13 protein-coding genes are annotated in these 15,305 nt (G+C 44.9%); 4 read left to right on the top strand and 9 right to left on the bottom strand.

What is annotated here, in order from left to right; all coding sequences use genetic code 11:
- Positions 1-181: 181 nt before the first annotated feature.
- The 6 genes from DOZ58_RS15240 to lctB all read right to left on the bottom strand — a co-directional run bounded on the left by DOZ58_RS15240 (position 182) and on the right by lctB (position 7,622).
- Positions 182-739 carry a hypothetical protein gene (locus DOZ58_RS15240; RefSeq protein ID WP_111889082.1) on the bottom strand — a complete coding sequence of 186 codons (558 nt, stop codon included), beginning with the start codon at positions 737-739 and terminating at the stop codon, positions 182-184.
- A gap of 460 nt (positions 740-1,199) precedes the next feature.
- Positions 1,200-2,471 (bottom strand): nickel-dependent lactate racemase, encoded by a 1,272-nt coding sequence (larA, locus tag DOZ58_RS15235; protein ID WP_111889081.1) that lies wholly within the window; start codon positions 2,469-2,471, stop codon positions 1,200-1,202.
- A gap of 121 nt (positions 2,472-2,592) precedes the next feature.
- Entirely contained in the window at positions 2,593-4,134 is a 1,542-nt protein-coding gene (locus DOZ58_RS15230) for an L-lactate permease (RefSeq protein ID WP_111889080.1), read from the bottom strand.
- Between the two features lie 7 nt (positions 4,135-4,141).
- Positions 4,142-5,542, bottom strand: coding sequence for a lactate dehydrogenase subunit LctD (gene lctD / locus DOZ58_RS15225; protein ID WP_111889079.1), 1,401 nt, complete (start codon positions 5,540-5,542; stop codon positions 4,142-4,144).
- 1 nt (position 5,543) lies between these two features.
- Positions 5,544-6,800 (bottom strand): lactate dehydrogenase subunit LctC, encoded by a 1,257-nt coding sequence (gene lctC / locus DOZ58_RS15220; RefSeq protein WP_111889078.1) that lies wholly within the window; start codon positions 6,798-6,800, stop codon positions 5,544-5,546.
- Between the two features lie 18 nt (positions 6,801-6,818).
- A complete protein-coding gene (gene lctB, locus DOZ58_RS15215; protein ID WP_111889077.1) occupies positions 6,819-7,622 on the bottom strand; it encodes a lactate dehydrogenase subunit LctB in 804 nt (267 codons plus the stop codon).
- Between the two features lie 439 nt (positions 7,623-8,061).
- On the opposite strand from lctB, the gene DOZ58_RS15210 reads away from it, so the two are divergent.
- Positions 8,062-8,772, top strand: coding sequence for a FadR/GntR family transcriptional regulator (locus tag DOZ58_RS15210; protein ID WP_111889076.1), 711 nt, complete (start codon positions 8,062-8,064; stop codon positions 8,770-8,772).
- A 343-nt stretch (positions 8,773-9,115) separates the two neighbouring features.
- Here the strand turns inward: DOZ58_RS15210 and DOZ58_RS15205 are convergent, their stop codons facing one another.
- From DOZ58_RS15205 to DOZ58_RS15195, 3 genes are all read right to left on the bottom strand, one after another.
- Positions 9,116-10,846 (bottom strand): ABC transporter ATP-binding protein, encoded by a 1,731-nt coding sequence (locus DOZ58_RS15205; RefSeq protein WP_111889075.1) that lies wholly within the window; start codon positions 10,844-10,846, stop codon positions 9,116-9,118.
- Positions 10,824-12,644, bottom strand: a complete 1,821-nt coding sequence (locus tag DOZ58_RS15200; protein WP_111889074.1) for an ABC transporter ATP-binding protein — start codon at positions 12,642-12,644, stop codon at positions 10,824-10,826. Before DOZ58_RS15200 ends, DOZ58_RS15205 begins: the two co-directional genes overlap by 23 nt.
- An 85-nt stretch (positions 12,645-12,729) precedes the next feature.
- Positions 12,730-13,716, bottom strand: coding sequence for an AraC family transcriptional regulator (locus DOZ58_RS15195; RefSeq protein ID WP_111889073.1), 987 nt, complete (start codon positions 13,714-13,716; stop codon positions 12,730-12,732).
- A gap of 274 nt (positions 13,717-13,990) precedes the next feature.
- Here DOZ58_RS15195 and DOZ58_RS15190 point away from each other — a divergent pair, with 274 nt between their 5' ends.
- The 3 genes from DOZ58_RS15190 to DOZ58_RS15185 are packed head-to-tail and all read left to right on the top strand — an operon-like array spanning position 13,991 to position 15,295.
- The gene (locus tag DOZ58_RS15190) at positions 13,991-14,572 is read left to right on the top strand and encodes an MptD family putative ECF transporter S component (protein ID WP_111889072.1); all 582 of its coding nucleotides are present in this window, start codon (positions 13,991-13,993) and stop codon (positions 14,570-14,572) included.
- Positions 14,572-14,751: a hypothetical protein gene (locus DOZ58_RS18995; protein WP_242988522.1), complete on the top strand. Its 180-nt coding sequence runs from the start codon at positions 14,572-14,574 to the stop codon at positions 14,749-14,751. Before DOZ58_RS15190 ends, DOZ58_RS18995 begins: the two co-directional genes overlap by 1 nt.
- A complete protein-coding gene (locus DOZ58_RS15185; protein WP_242988521.1) occupies positions 14,723-15,295 on the top strand; it encodes an energy-coupling factor transporter transmembrane component T in 573 nt (190 codons plus the stop codon). Before DOZ58_RS18995 ends, DOZ58_RS15185 begins: the two co-directional genes overlap by 29 nt.
- Positions 15,296-15,305: the final 10 nt, after the last annotated feature.

Raw genomic sequence — 15,305 nt, 5'->3', positions numbered from 1 at the left:
GATCCCTTCGATGACAAGTATTTCATCGGAACCAACTTACAGTTGCCTTGTTCGGGCGAAACGACGGCCGATTTTGAATCAGATGCGTTTCTCGCATAGCCATACCTTTTTTCGCTTTAATTAATACTATATTATTGCGTATCTTCATATCAGAAATTGGTTTGAGTGTTTTCTTGCTTGTTTATATCCTCGCCAAGGCGTACTTGCTCATTTCATGGTTAAGCAACTTCATAATCGTCAACTCGTCGATCGCATCCGTTAAAGCGTTGTGCAACTCGCAGTATTCTGACTTCGCACTTAACATCCGGTATACGCTCTCCACGCCGTAGCCGCGCTTCAATCTGCCGGTGCCATAGCATTCGGCACAATCAGGAATGCTGGGATTGTGTTGTCGATATGCCGCCACCTTCATAATGTCATACCAGGCAAGATGTTTTAATTCTGGCAGATGACGATGGTCAAACGTGGCATTGTAAGCAAACATCGCCGTGGCTTGATGATCTGAAAGAAAATACCGCAATTCGGCCATTGCCTTTTCCCGTGAACACTCAAGGTCAGGTTTGATGCCGTTGGCATACAGTGCGTATGTGTACATCCCGCCGTGATCTTTAAACGGTGTGAGGATGTAATATCGTTTGTCGACCAACTCAAAGGTTACAGTATCGGCGATAACAATCCCAACCGACATAACTGCATCACCCCAAGTCGTCTCTGTATCAATGACAGCGAATTTACTCATTGTTTTCTCCTTTTTTTGCAATGCTCGCACTACTTTCCGTCAGCTTTGACACTATTTTATAATTATACGCCTCAACTACTTAATTGGCTAGCAGAAATCACTTTTTTCGCCACGCTGCTTACGTCTATCCACTTTATTATTTCCCATGATAAAAGCTAAAAGCACACCCAACAGGATATGCTCTTAAAGTTGTTCTCATACTCAAAACTATTATACAGCTTTTGCAAATCATCTACAGCACCAACAAGATCCGCGGCCATTTCTCCGAGACCTACAATTGTTCATCTTTCGAATCATAAACATTGATCGTAATCGATAGCTGCATGCCAATCCAATTTATAAGGCCCTGGCATTCTGTAGCAAGATAGTGCATTAATTAGCATATCCAGCTAAAACCCTAAAAAAGATGACACCGAAATGTCATCTTTTTTTTATTATTGTTTTCTTAGTTTGCTTTTCGTTATTCCACAATAACCGCCACCCCATCCGGGATCACTGTAACTGTTGCTTCTTCATTTTTTAAGTAATCTCTGGCCAGCGCCAAAGCCTCATTGACATCCTTAGCCGGAGTCATTTGAAACGCTTTAATCATTGTTTCCGGTGCTGCTGAGATATAAATCACCTTGGCTTTTAATAAAATCCGGGCCAGAATCTGAGCCTCCCACTGATCGGGGATGGTTTCGTCTCGGGGGGTATTGACAAAGCCATTAAGCATCTTCTTAAGGTCTTTCTCATCTCTAAAGGTGTTAAAGAAAGCTTCTCCGCCATGGCCATCGTTGGACTTAGCCAACATGATGATCACCCCGTCTTGCTTGACAGCGGCTTCGGCAGCAGTCATGCCTTTTACCGCCTGATAGATGTTCTGATCCAGAGGATAACCACCGTTGCTGGTGATGACAATATCGCTGGGGGTGGCCTGAACCTTGCAGAGCTTTTCCAGAAACTCCCGGCCCTTGATATGGGCGGCATCACAATCCCCAGCTACGGCATGAATCACTTCTTTTTCAGAATTGATCACCACATTGACGACAAAGGCCAGCTTGGCCGTTCTGGCGGCATAGAGCATATCAATATGGAGAGGGTTTCCCTCAATGACGCCGGTGCGGGCTTTGGGGTGGGCAATAAATTCGCCGCAATGATTGGCCAACACACTGACCCGACTGGCAATTCCCGGCAGCACGCTTTTTCGTCCGCCCGAAAAGCCGGCAAAAAAATGAGGTTCAATAAAACCTTCAGAAACCAGCAGATCGGCTTCGGCGGCCAACTTGTTGATAATCAGCTCGCCACCGGAAGGCAGCGTGCCAATTTTTACCAGGCTGCTTTCATCGCCTGAATCATGGACCACAATCTTCTCTGTATCAACGATCGTCTCGCCAAATTTACCCACCAGTTCTTCACGAGTGGTCAGCCGATGAAACCCGGTGGCAATCAAAATGGTAATCTCGGCCTCGGGATTTCCTTTACGAATTTCACTAAGCATCAGCGGCATAATAATTTTACTGGGTACCGGCCGGGTATGGTCACTGGCAATAATGACAACCTTTTTTTTGTCAATCGACAATTGGCGTAGCTTTTGCAAATCAACGGGATTTTGAATCGCCGCTGCCACCAGCTCGGTTTGGGATTGTTCGGGATGGTAGTCTTCAATTTTGGATACGAGAATGTCGTTGAGACAGGACTTATCCAGCTTTACAATCTGTTTTGCTTTTCCATATGGTAATCCAATTTCCATGGTCTTATCCTTTCTGATTAGGCGAAAGACACTAGAGAGGGTTACTCCCCCTAGTGTCTCAACTTCCAAGTTTGTCAATAAAGACAACTTATACTAACGATCTTTATTAAGTTTCTTACCTTTACCCAAAGGTGCTTAGTAACCCTTCAATTAGTGGGGCGCCGAAATAAACCACCAGTCCGATGATTAAAACGTAGATGGCACAGACCTTCAGGGTTGCCTGAAGAATCTTTCCTTCGCTGCCGATGATGCCGGTAGCCGCAGTCGCGACAGCAATACTCTGAGGCGAGATCATCTTACCCGCGGTGGCACCAGCGGTATTGGCCGCGGCCAACCAGTAAGGACTCATGCCAATGGCGTTGGCGGCCTCGACCTGAAGCCCACCGAAAAGCACATTGGCTGAGGTATCGCTACCGGTAACAAAGGTTCCCAGGGCACCGATGAGTGGGGCAATCAGAGGATAAAAATCGCCGGTAACCAGTACTAGAATCTGGGCAATAACCCCGATCATACCACTGTAACCCATCACCTTGGCCAGGGCCACAATTGACATGATGGTAATCGCCGATTTAAACATTTGTTTAACCGTTTTTCCTAGAATCGTACTGATCTCTCCGAATTTAACACCTTGAATCAGTCCGCCCAAATAGGTGGCGATAATAATCAAGGTTCCCGGGGTGGCCAACCAGTAGAAGGTCATCGGCTTGCCGTGGGCTCCGGTATAGATCTGAACCGTCGTACTGACTTGTTTTAACAACCCGTTTATCATCGGGAACAGGGATGAACAGAGAATGATAATGGCAAATACCAGAATAAATGGCAGCCAGGCCATGACGGCCGTTTTTACGGCGATTTTTTCTGCATCTTTAGCCGCGGTATCCTTATAAAAGACCTTAGCCATCAAAATCATCACACCCATGCAGATTACCGATCCGACAATCGCCGGCAATTCAGCACCTAAGTACTTGGCCACAAAGATCTGCGGTAAACCAAAAGATAATCCGGCCATTAGGGTAATAAAGAAAACTCCTTTTAAAGCTTTCACGCTTTTCCCGGTAATCATAACCAGGATAAAAGGGATAACCACAATCATAACAAAAAGCTGGATCGCGATGGTAAAAGACAAATCGTTTACATTAAGCCCCGTAACTGATGCCAGGGTGCTCACCGGCAAACCGATGGCGCCAAAGGCAGTGGGAGTTGTATTGGCAATCAGACAAATAATGGCGGCGAACACGGGGTTAAAACCCAGGGCCGCTAGAATGCTGGCGGGAATGGCGACGGCGGTGCCAAATCCGGCAATCGCTTCTAAGAAACCACCAAAACCCCAGGCCAGAATTAATACCAGAATCCGCTGGTCTGTAGAAACCGAGCTCATCATTTTTTTAATCGTTTCCATACCACCGGTATGGGTCACCAGGTTATAGGTGAAAACAGCAGCGACTATGACCAGAAAGATTGGCCAGAGGGCCATGGCGGCCCCTTCAAGGGCGCCAGTGAGACTGTCGATGACTGGCATCTGCCAGACAAGAATACTTAAAACAACGGTAATTGCCAGAGCAATGGGACAGGCCTTTTGCCCGGGGATCTTTAAGACCCCCAGGGAAACAATTAGCCAGGCCACCGGGATCAGTGCAACAAAGAATAGTAACAAGTTATCCATGATTCACCTACATCTGACAGACTTTTTTAGGATTCAGCAGATTCTTGGGATCAAAGGTTTGCTTGATCCCGGCCATCAAGGCCAGATGTTCAGTTCCGAAATCATTAAGCAAATATTTTCGTTTGGCATAGCCGATGCCGTGTTCACCAGAAACCAGTCCGCTAAACGTCAGGGCCTTGGCGTACATCCGATCCATCGCTTCTTCGAGTGTAGCTTCCCATTCTTTTTGACCCAGCTTGTCCCGGCATACATAGATATGCAGGTTGCCATCACCGGCATGACCAAAGCTGGGGATCCGAACATCCATTTCCCGAGCCAGATCATGGGTAAATTCAATAAACTCGGCAATCCGGTTTCGGGGTACGACTACGTCGCACTCATCCATTTCGGTGGTGGATGCCTTAATGGCTTCGAGGAAGGCACCCCGTGCCGACCAGACTGATTCTTTACGTTCAGCCGTATCGACAATATAAACATCTTTGGCCCCTTCAGACAAACAGAGGTTAGCGACTACTTCATATTCGGCTTCGACCTGTTCCTTGGTGTTGCCATCAAAGGTTAGTAAAATATAAGCATTACTGCTGGAATCCGGAAATTTTTTCCCCAAGAAATCTTCGGCAAAAAGAATCGTTTGGCGTTCCATAAATTCAATCGCGGTGGGTATTGCCTTGGATTTGATAATCTTGGGGACAATCCCGGCAGCGTCGCTGATATTATCAAAGGGAATCAGCAGGCTTAAGGTCATCTTGGGCAGGGGCAACAATTTAAGGATCGCTTTGGTGATCACACAAAGGGTTCCTTCGGAGCCGACTACCAAGTCTTTTAAGCTGTAACCCGAGCTGTTTTTAACAATTTTTCCTCCTAATTCGATGATCTCACCGTTAGACAGCACGACCGTCAGGCCTCTTACATAATCCCGGGTAACACCGTATTTCACGGCCCGCATACCACCGGCGTTGGTGCTGATATTGCCAGCAATGGTGGCGGATTTTTCACCGGGATCGGGAGGATAAAAGAGATCACTTTCTTCTACAAATTTGGACAGTTCCATTAGCAATACCCCGGGTTCAACCGTCACGGTCAGGTTTTCGGTATCCAGCTCGAGAATATTGTTCATTAGCGTGGTTTCAAGCATAATCCCGCCAAACAGCGGTACACATGCCCCGACCAGCCCGGTGCCGGAGCCCCGGACCACCACGGGAATATTATTTTCATAGGAATATTTCATGATTTTTGATACTTCTTCGGTTGAGGTTACCTTGATTAGCACCTCCGGATAGGAATGGATGCTGCCCAGCTCATCATGGCTAAAATCTTCGCCGATTTCATCACCCACAAAGATCCGTTCGGCGGGAATCAGATCCTTTAAAAAAGCAATATGCGCTGCTTCTACTTTTTTATAATTCATTTTAGATAACCATCCTTTCTGGTGTTTCTATGGCTTCAGGCATTGCCAGGGTTTTCCCTGCTTCCATGCTTTCGGGTTCGTCAATCATTTTTAGAAGTTCTGGCAGGACCTCATATAAATCCCCCACCATGCCACAATGGGCAATGTTAAAGATTGGTGCCTTGGGATCGTTATTTATAGCAATGATATATTCCGAATTCTGCATCCCGGCAGCAAACTGAACGGCACCAGAAATACCCAGGGCGATGATCAGTTTGGGTTTAACGGTTCGGCCACTGAGGCCAATCTGCAACCTGGCATCAAACCATCCGGATTCGATTCCGGGACGGGTGCAGGCCACGGTAGCGCCGATTTTTTGTGCAAACTCACGGATCATCTCCAGATCTTTTTCACATTTCACACCCCGACCAACGGCGACAATGGTTTCTGCTTCAGACAGGTCGACACCCTTTTCTTTTTTAATTACTTCCAGTACTTCGATGGCTGAGATCAGTTTGTCTTTTCCTATTTCCATCACTTCAATACTTCCCCATGGTTCTTTGACTAATTCTGGCGCAGTAAAGACTTTATAACGAACGGTACAGAACTGCGGTCTGGTGTTTTCAGTAACAATCTGGGCCATGATATTACCACCAAAGGCTGGCCGGATCTGAACCAGATCGGTATTCTCTTTCATTTCTAAAATGGTACAGTCGGCGGTGAGGCCAGTCCAGTAGCGGGCCGCCACGCGTGGCGCTAATGACCGTCCCACGTTAGTGGCACCGACTAAGATAGAAGACGGTTTAACTTTTTCAATAAAGTCTTCCAATACATTAGCATAAGGTTCAATAACAAAATCTTTGAGCTCCGGTTGGTCATAAACAAACACCTTATCGACCCCGTAATTTAATAGTTCATTGGCTTTTTCTTCAATATTAGTGCCCATAAATAGGGCGTACACTGGATGCCCGATAACTGCTGCCAATTCCCGAGCTTTACCAATCAACTCAAAAGTAACCGGATGAATCTTGCCTTCAATGTGATCCACATAGACGGTAATACCGCGGTACAGGCTTTTGTCAATGGCAACTTTTTGATCTTCTTCCAGTACTAGCACGCCGGCTGGTCCGTTTTTTAAACACATCTTGCACATCTTACAAGCGGCGGTAACTTCTAATTTAGCGTTTTCATATGAGAAGGCATCAAAGGGACAAATTTCTGCCAGTGCCTCAAAGGTTTCGCGATCGACATTTTCTTTGATTATTTTAATTCCTGCCATGATTTTTTCCTTTCTATCCTAACTATTTTTTCCTAAATATTTTTTTTCGGTTAAAATTCCCATCAGTGCCTCTGCCAGAACCTTGCCATCACCGGAAAAGCTTGTTTTTTGCACGTTGCTTTCTGGTGGGAAGATCCGTTCTACCTGGGTAGGAGAGCCGCTGAGTCCATATTTTTTTTCGTCGTTATCGTACATATCTTTTAGCGTTAACACCTTAATTTCGGGATTTTCGGAGATTTCCAGTTTGCGTTTATAAGAAGGTAATCGCGGGGTATAAATATCCTTATCAACGGTGATCAGGCAAGGGTATGGTACCCGCTGGATTTCCAGGGATTCTTCCATATTCATTTGCAGGGTCAGTCCCTTTTCATCGGCAACTAGAATTTTGATCACATTAGTAACGTGGGGAACTCCCAGAAATTCGGCCATTTCCGGGCCAACTTGGGCAGTATCACCATCGGTGGTCTGCTTGCCACAGATGATCAGATCAAAATCGCCCAGTTTTTTAGCACCTTGGGCTAATGTATAGCTCGTCGCTACTACATCGGCACCACCGAATTTTCGGTCTGATAATAAACATCCCTCATCGGCACCCATGTAAAACGATTCAAAAAGCACCGCTTTGCTTTGCATCGGCCCCATTGACAAGGTCGTAATCGTACCGCCTAATTCTTCTTTTAAACGAAATGCCGTTTCCAAGCCATATAAATCATAGGGGTTCAGCTTTGATTCAACCCCATCCCGAATCAGGACCCCTGTTTCCGGATCCACTTCCACATTGGACGTTCCAGGAACCTGTTTGATACATACCAGTATTTTCATACTCACCCTCCATAAAATAAATTAAATTGACATTTGTAAGTGACTCATGAGCTTTGTGTTCCGTTTTGCAAATGCCTAATTATGCACATCATTATCCATGCGAAATTTTTTTGCTGCCGTTTTTTTTGCAAGCGGCAGCAAGACACTGATCGCTCATTATAAATTTCGCTGTTACCTGTTAAACCCTCTTAAACCCATTCATAAACCGCTTGACAAAAATTCTGATAAAATTTGATAAAATTCTACTATCATTGGTCTAGTGGTCAGACCACTAACCTGTTGCCATTATATGCGTTTCGTAAATCCTTGTCAAGTGTTAAAATAACGTTTTCAAAAAAAACTTTACGTTCCGTTTTTTTATCCTTTTGAATTTTAAAACCGGCTATGGTATAATAATGTATTATGACTTTTATAAAATTGAATGAAAAGAAGTGTTTAGATGTTTAAAGAAATTGCACACACCAAAATATATTTGCAGATTTACGAGCAAATTAAAGAAAATATTGTCAAAGGTAATTTAAAAAGCGGTGACCGACTGCCCTCTGAACGGCAATGGGCCGAGCAATTAGGCGTATCCCGGGCCACCATCCGTGAAGCCATTCGCGCATTGGAGATGATTGGTCTGGTGGTCTGTCAGCAGGGTGAAGGCAATTTTATTGCTGAGGATTTTGAAGATACCCTGACCCAGCCCCTGACCATTATGTTCTGGCTGAGCAATGGTCAGCTCAGAGAGGTCCAGGAGCTCCGCCGGGCGCTGGAAACCGAGGCGGCCAAACTGGCGGCAAAAAAAATGACCCCTGAACGTTTTGCCAGTCTTGAAAAACTCTGCGATGCCATTGAAACTGAAACCGATGAAGCTATTCGGGCAGAACTGGACAAGCGCTTTCACTATGAGATTGCCATGGCCTCGGAAAACAAGATGATTCATAACGTTTTATTATCGTCGGCAACACTGATTGAAGCGTTGATCAAAGATATTCGAATTGCCATCTTAACAGATGAGGAACGCGGCCCGGTGATTGATTTGCAACACCGTAAAATCCTCAATGCCCTAAAAGCTAAAGAACCCCTTAATGCGGCCTTTGCCATGTCTCAGCATATGGATCTGATCGACGGATTTGTGGCCGGATTAGAGATTGATAAAAATTGAGAAACGTGCGGCATGAATTCGCTCATGTTGCACGCTTTTTATTTTTTGAACGAGTGCTATTGGCGTCTTTTCCCAACCTGAACGCGTGATAAACCGATCGTCTTGCGGCGATCCGGCACCAACTATAAAAGTTACCGACTATTTTTAAAAAAGTCTTGAGGTAAGCAAATGAAAAAGGCTTTGTATCTGTTACTGGGGTGTATCAGTCTGGTACTTAGGGTTTTTCTTTGGTATTAAAACCATTGCTGTAGAAGATTCCTCCACCGATATAGAATAGCCGTAAAAAAAGCACTGCATTGTACAATGCAGCGCTTTTTTTTGATTCTTATTTTGTATTAAACAACTATCGCTCATATTGGGCCGTCAGCATGGTTGCAAAGATGCCCTTTTTCTCTTTAAGTACCTGAGGACTTCCAGTTTCAGCAATCATGCCATCCTTGATGACCACAATTTTATCGGCCCCTAAAACAGTTCGCATGCGATGGGCAATAATCAGCACGGTCTTGTTTTTTACCAGCTCGCCCAGGGCACTTTGAATCTTGCTTTCATTTTCAGCGTCCAGGGACGCGGTTGCCTCATCGAGCAGAATAATCGGTGCATCTTTTAAAATCGCCCGGGCAATCGAGATTCGCTGGCGTTCGCCGCCGGACAATTTTTCGCCATTTTCCCCGATCCAGGTATCATAACCCTGAGGCAGTTGCTTGACAAACTCGTCGCATTGGGCCAGTTGGGCTGCTTTAAAAACTTCCACATCAGAGGCATCTTTTTTTCCCAGGCGAATGTTCTCCAGAACACTGGAATTAAACAGGGTAACATCCTGAAAAACGATCGAATAATGATTAAGCAGGGCCTCCGGGTCAACCTGGGAAATGTCATTGCCACCCAGGGTAATGGCCCCTTTTTCAATATCCCAGAAGCGTGCCGCCAGCTTGGCAATGGTGCTTTTTCCGCCGCCGGAGGGTCCCACCAGAGCGGTGACTTCTCCCTGGCGGGCGGTAAAACTGATATCTTTCAAGGTTTCTATATCATCCTGATAAGAAAAACCGACATTCTTAAACTCGACATGATAGTGTTGCGGATTAAATGCGGTGACTCCTTCCTGCTTGGGCATCTGGGCCATCTCTTTCATCCGGTCGATGCGGACATTTAGATATAAGAGCAGGGCCAGGTTATTCATCACATCCATAATCGGGTTATAGATCCGAGCGGTAATGACCATAAAAACCAGATAAGCAAAAACGTTGATCGTGCCCTGGGCTAACAGCGTGGCCCCGTATAGCATCACACTAGGAAGCCCCAGCTTAAGCAGCACATAGGAAAGATTAATGGCCGCCCCGGTTAACAGCTCCCCTTTAATCATGTCGTTTTCCAGTTGATCAAGCAATCCCCCCAGTTCTTTTGAAAAGGTCGCTTCCTGATTGTAGGATTTTATTTCCTGAGCGGAATCGAGCCCTTCCTGCATCTTATCTGAAATCACTCTTTTACTCTGATAAAGCTCGTTGTGCACCGTACTCTGGTATTTTCTGGACAAATAAAAAACCAGCGCCGCCACTGGCACAACCCAGAAAACTGCCAGGGATAACTGCCAATTATAGAAAAACATCATGATCCCCATCACCATAATTGTGATCACAGAGGCATAAATCTGGGGAACCGCATGAGAAAAAAGGGTTTCAATCTGGGTTGCATCTTCCATGATGGTTGAACTTAAATCGGCAATGTCCTTTTTTCCAAAAAAAGCCAGCGGTAGCTTGCGCAGTGTTTCAGCCAGATTGATCCTACTTTTGGCACTTTCCTCATAGATCTTGGTGTAGGCCAAGCGGTACTGAAAATAAGCGATCGCAAACATCACCAGGAAAAATACCACCGCCATGATCACATAATACATTAAACTGTTTTGCGGTGAAGTCGCTGGTGATAACAGCACCTGCATGTATTCATCTAAAAAGATAAAGCCAAGAACCACCGGTGCCATAAAGGAAAATTCCATAACAATTGTCCAGATTATGGCCTTAAAAAAATCGCTAGCCCCTTTTTCCGACATGGCATATTTATTTTGAAAGTATTTGATCATCTTGACCTCCATTGTTTGCACTGCGGGCGTCGATTTTCCACGCCACGGTTTGTTGATATTCATCCCACATTCTTCGGTAACAACCGCCTCGCTCCAGCAAGTCCTGATGACGGCCCTGCTCGACGATTCGACCATTGTTAATCACTAGAATCCGATCCACATTTTGAACGCTGGTCAGGCGGTGAGCGATCATCAGTGTTGTTTTTCCCTTACTCAAGGCTTTAAGGGCTTTCTGGATTAAATGCTCATTTTCCGGATCGGCAAAGGCAGTGGCTTCATCGAGCAGCACAATCGGCGCATCCTTGACCATGGCCCGAGCAATCGCAATCCGTTGTTGCTCACCGCCGGAAAGGTAGGTCCCTTTTGCCCCGATCACGGTATTCATACCCCCGGGAAGGTGATCAATGATTTCCCGCGACTGCGATAAATCAATGGCACGGTTAATTGTTTCGCTATTAACGCCTTCTTTCCCGAAGACAATGTTTTCTTTTAATGTGGCCTTAAAAAGCTTGGTGTTCTGGAAAACCAGAGCAATCTTATCCATTAGTTCGTTTTTGGGAATCGCTTTGACATTAATTCCGCCGACTAGCACTTCCCCCGCATCGACATCCCAAAACCGGGCTGCCAGCCGGGCAATCGTGGTTTTTCCGCCACCAGAGGCCCCAACTAAAGCCATGGTTTCTCCTGGTTTTAATTTAAAACTGATTTTATCAATGGCTTTTTTATCGGCCCCTTGATAGGAAAACACCACGTCTTTAAATTCCAGACTGTATTCTTCGATGCGTTCGGTTTTTTTTGCCTCCGCCATTGCCGGATATTGAATCAGGTGATCAAACCGATCGATGGCCTGTTCGGCAATCATGGTGTTTTGCTGAAAGTGCATGGATTTCATTAGCAGCATCGAAAATATCGGCGTGAGCAATAAATAAAAAATAAAATCTGCCAACACCATCGGCAGGCTATCCCCTCTGCCAATGAGCAAAATTGCCATCGGGATCAGAAAAAAAACGGCCGACTGCATCACCACGGTATAAAACGACATCGGTTTTTGCCAGAGTCGGGTGTAGGCCGCTACCATCTCTTTATATTTAACAATACTGTCATAAAACCGCTTAAACGAAAAAATGCTTTGACCAAAGGTTTTCACTACCGGAATGCCGCGAATGTATTCCACCGACTCCGAGCTCATTTCTTCCAGGGCATCATAATAGCGCTTCTGAAATTCCTTGCCCTTATCGCTCATCATAAAGCTCATAGTGATAAAACCAATTATAATCGGAATCATCGAAGCCAAACCCATCCGCCAGTCGACCGTAAAAATCAGTACGATCAGTACAATAGGAGAAACCACGCTGCCAGCAATGTCCGGCAATTGATGGGCTAAAAAGCCGTGGGTTGTGGCGGCACCATCATTGACAATCTTTCTGATTTTCCCACTGGAATGCTGATCAAAAAAGCCCAGCGGCATGGCCATAATTCTTTCCATACCCAGCTTCTGCATTCCGATTTCGACATGAAAAGCCGCCAGATGAGAGCTTAACAACGACAAAAAATAAATAACCACGCCCAATATGGCGCACCCCAATGCCAGCCAGGCATAAAAATCGATATTGCTCAGCTGGGTCATCTGCGGATTTAACAACAGCTCCCGGGTAATGAACCAGACAAACACAAAAGGTACAATATTAAGCACCGCTGATAAGCCTGACAAGATCAGCGATACGGGCAAAAGCACTTTCTTTCTTCCCATATAGGGAGTAAACCTTTTTAAAATAAACTTCTTTTTTTCTGTGTGCATACGTTTATCCTTTCTTTTTCCAAAAAGTACAGCCTTGTTAGGAATTCCTAACAAGGCTGATTATATGCATTCTATCTCCCCTTCTCTACTCCAACCGGATGCTTCCGACTCCAATTAGACAATTTTTTTTATATTGCATTGGTGATACGGCCAACTCCTTTTTAAAGGCGGCAGCGAATTTGCTGGCATTACTGTAACCCACTCGCCCGGCAATTTCAGTGACATTTTCTTTTCCTTCTAAGAGCATCTGGGCGGCAATCTGCATGCGATAGCCCCGGACAAAAGAAAAAATGGTTGTGCCATAGACCCCTTTAAAACAGGTTTTCATGGCCGTTAATGAAATACCAAATTGGCGCGAAAGCTCATTTAAGGTAAATTGCTGATCCAGATGACTAACCAGATAGTGCTTGATCTGTTTAACACACTCCACCTGAACACGACTTAAATATTGCGGCACCTCAAAATTCTGACTGACATCAACGGTGCTAAGAAACAAAAACAGCTCCAAAATTTTTAATTTAAAATACCCCCGTTTAATTTCATTCGGAACGGTGTAAAGCTCCGAAAAAATATGATTAATCGCTGTCGTAGCCCGCATAATAAAACAATGATCCCCGAAACAGAGCCGCTCCCGCAACGCATAAAGATCGATTTCGATATCCTCCATCAAATGATTCGAAAGTGTTTTGGCCGCTTCTAAATCAATCACCACCGAAATGCCGTAATAATGCTCCAGCGGAAAACTGGAATTTTTTGTCCGCCTTCCTAACATATTGACGGAAAAATCTCCCTCTTTCAAATAAACAAAGGATCCATCCTGCAATTCCGTTTCAAAACGTCCCTGATTACAATGATTGATTTCCATGACATTTTTTTTGGGATACCGATTGTCAAAACACTCCCCCATCTTAAAGTCATTATAGGTCAGCTCAATTCCCGGAAAGACCTCATAGCTTGTCATGGTTCCCTTTCCGTTTTCTGCAAAAAATTCATAAACGGTACAGTGTTCGTTTATCGCTACTATTTTTATATTGCTATGATAGTGTTTTAAATTCTCAAATAGAAACCCCATTTCAGTCCCTCCATTATTGTTATATAAGTATAACACTTTTCTAAGAAGAATCACAAGCTTTTCATTTAATTGACATCAAAAAATTTAATAACTCTTATCTGCCATTGAAATTTTTGTCTTTTTGGAGCCTTATTAACGAATCAGAGTGGAAATAATCATGATAAATTGCTATGCTTTCATTGAATCTATTTAAATAACCGCCAGCAGGCGGTTTATTTTGGCAGATTCAGTTAGCTTTGTCTAACTATTATGTGCTTTACTTCAGGAGGTTTTTATGAACAACAAACTGCAAGCCAAGGATTTAATTAATGTCGGTATTTTTACAGCAATTTATTTTGTAGTTTTCTTTGTCACCGGTATGGTCGGTTATATTCCCGTTTTAATGCTGGCGATCCCCTTTCTTTGCCCGATGGTTGCCGGGATACCCTTTATGCTTTTTCTGACCCGAGTTAATAAATTCGGGATGGTCACCATTATGGGTACTATCCTAAGTCTGCTGATGATGCTCACCGGCCATCCCTGGATTGGTGTTCCCTTTGGGGTGGCTTTCTCACTAATCGCCGATGTGATACTCAAATCCGGCAATTTTACCGATTGGGGGAAGATCCGCATCGGTTACGTGGTTTTTAGTGAGTGGTTAATCGCTCTATTCATTCCGATATTTTTTATGCGGGACAGTTATTTTGTAACCATTCGCGAAGGTTATGGGGATTACTACACTGATACGCTGATGGCCATTACCCCAACCTGGGTTTTCTTTCTGATGATCGTGTTCATCGCCCTGGGCGCATTAGCTGGGGCCTATCTGGGCAAAGCGATCCTGAAAAAACATTTTAAACGGGCCGGTATTGCCTGATGAATCCATCAACCTTTGCCAATGAGCGACGCAGTCATTTCTGGCTGGACCCCAGAACAAAAATTCTGATGCTTCTGGTTGTCAATATTGTCCTCATCGGCGGGGGGTGGCTACAGCGGCTTATCCGCTGTCATACGGCCACTTTTAGCGTTGTTTCCGCTGTTTCTACTCCTTGCTGAGCGTCAGTATCGGCCAGCTATTTTTTATTTTATTTTTATTGCCCTGGCCATGAGTGCTGAGATCTTTCTGGTCACTCAGACCCAGGGGCTTTTAAATCTCGTTTTGGTCATTGGTTCCGGCCTGCTGTCCCGGTTGATTCCACCATTAGTGATGGGCTATTATCTGGTTACCACCACCAAGATCAGCGAATTCGTAGCGGCCATGGAACGCATGCATCTACCGCCCCAGATCATTATTCCTTTTTCGGTGATGCTTCGCTTTTTTCCCACTGTGGCTGAAGAAAATGCCGCCATTTCTGACGCCATGCGGATGCGGGGAATTCGTTTTGACGGCAAAAATATTGGTGCCATGTTGGAGTACCGGGTTGTTCCCGTACTGATGTGCACCGTAAAAATTGGTGAAGAACTGTCTGCCGCTGCCCTGACCCGGGGACTGGGGAAGCCGATTAAACGAACCAATATCTGCCGGGTCGGGTTTGGTCTCATCGACTGGATTTTAATTGCCGTAACCCTGACTTTGTTTTTTGCCTGGATTCTTTTATAAAGGAGATTAC

Origin of the sequence: Acetobacterium sp. KB-1 (assembly GCF_003260995.1) — a bacterium.
Classification (GTDB): Bacteria; Bacillota; Clostridia; order Eubacteriales; family Eubacteriaceae; genus Acetobacterium; species Acetobacterium carbinolicum.
The sequence above is the reverse complement of the archived record's forward strand: the minus strand, read 5'-3'. Positions and strand labels throughout refer to the sequence as shown.

Bases quoted from the DNA above. Each gene is read 5' to 3' on its own strand.
- lctB (WP_111889077.1), bottom strand. From the start codon at position 7,622: ATGAAAATACTGGTATGTATCAAACAGGTTCCTGGAACGTCCAATGTG.
- larA (WP_111889081.1), bottom strand. From the start codon at position 2,471: ATGGAAATTGGATTACCATATGGAAAAGCAAAACAGATTGTAAAGCTG.
- lctD (WP_111889079.1), bottom strand. From the start codon at position 5,542: ATGAATTATAAAAAAGTAGAAGCAGCGCATATTGCTTTTTTAAAGGAT.
- DOZ58_RS15210 (WP_111889076.1), top strand. From the start codon at position 8,062: ATGTTTAAAGAAATTGCACACACCAAAATATATTTGCAGATTTACGAG.
- DOZ58_RS15195 (WP_111889073.1), bottom strand. From the start codon at position 13,716: ATGGGGTTTCTATTTGAGAATTTAAAACACTATCATAGCAATATAAAA.
- DOZ58_RS15240 (WP_111889082.1), bottom strand. From the start codon at position 739: ATGAGTAAATTCGCTGTCATTGATACAGAGACGACTTGGGGTGATGCA.
- DOZ58_RS15230 (WP_111889080.1), bottom strand. From the start codon at position 4,134: ATGGATAACTTGTTACTATTCTTTGTTGCACTGATCCCGGTGGCCTGG.
- lctC (WP_111889078.1), bottom strand. From the start codon at position 6,800: ATGGCAGGAATTAAAATAATCAAAGAAAATGTCGATCGCGAAACCTTT.
- DOZ58_RS15205 (WP_111889075.1), bottom strand. From the start codon at position 10,846: ATGATCAAATACTTTCAAAATAAATATGCCATGTCGGAAAAAGGGGCT.
- DOZ58_RS15200 (WP_111889074.1), bottom strand. From the start codon at position 12,644: ATGCACACAGAAAAAAAGAAGTTTATTTTAAAAAGGTTTACTCCCTAT.
- DOZ58_RS18995 (WP_242988522.1), top strand. From the start codon at position 14,572: ATGAATCCATCAACCTTTGCCAATGAGCGACGCAGTCATTTCTGGCTG.
- DOZ58_RS15190 (WP_111889072.1), top strand. From the start codon at position 13,991: ATGAACAACAAACTGCAAGCCAAGGATTTAATTAATGTCGGTATTTTT.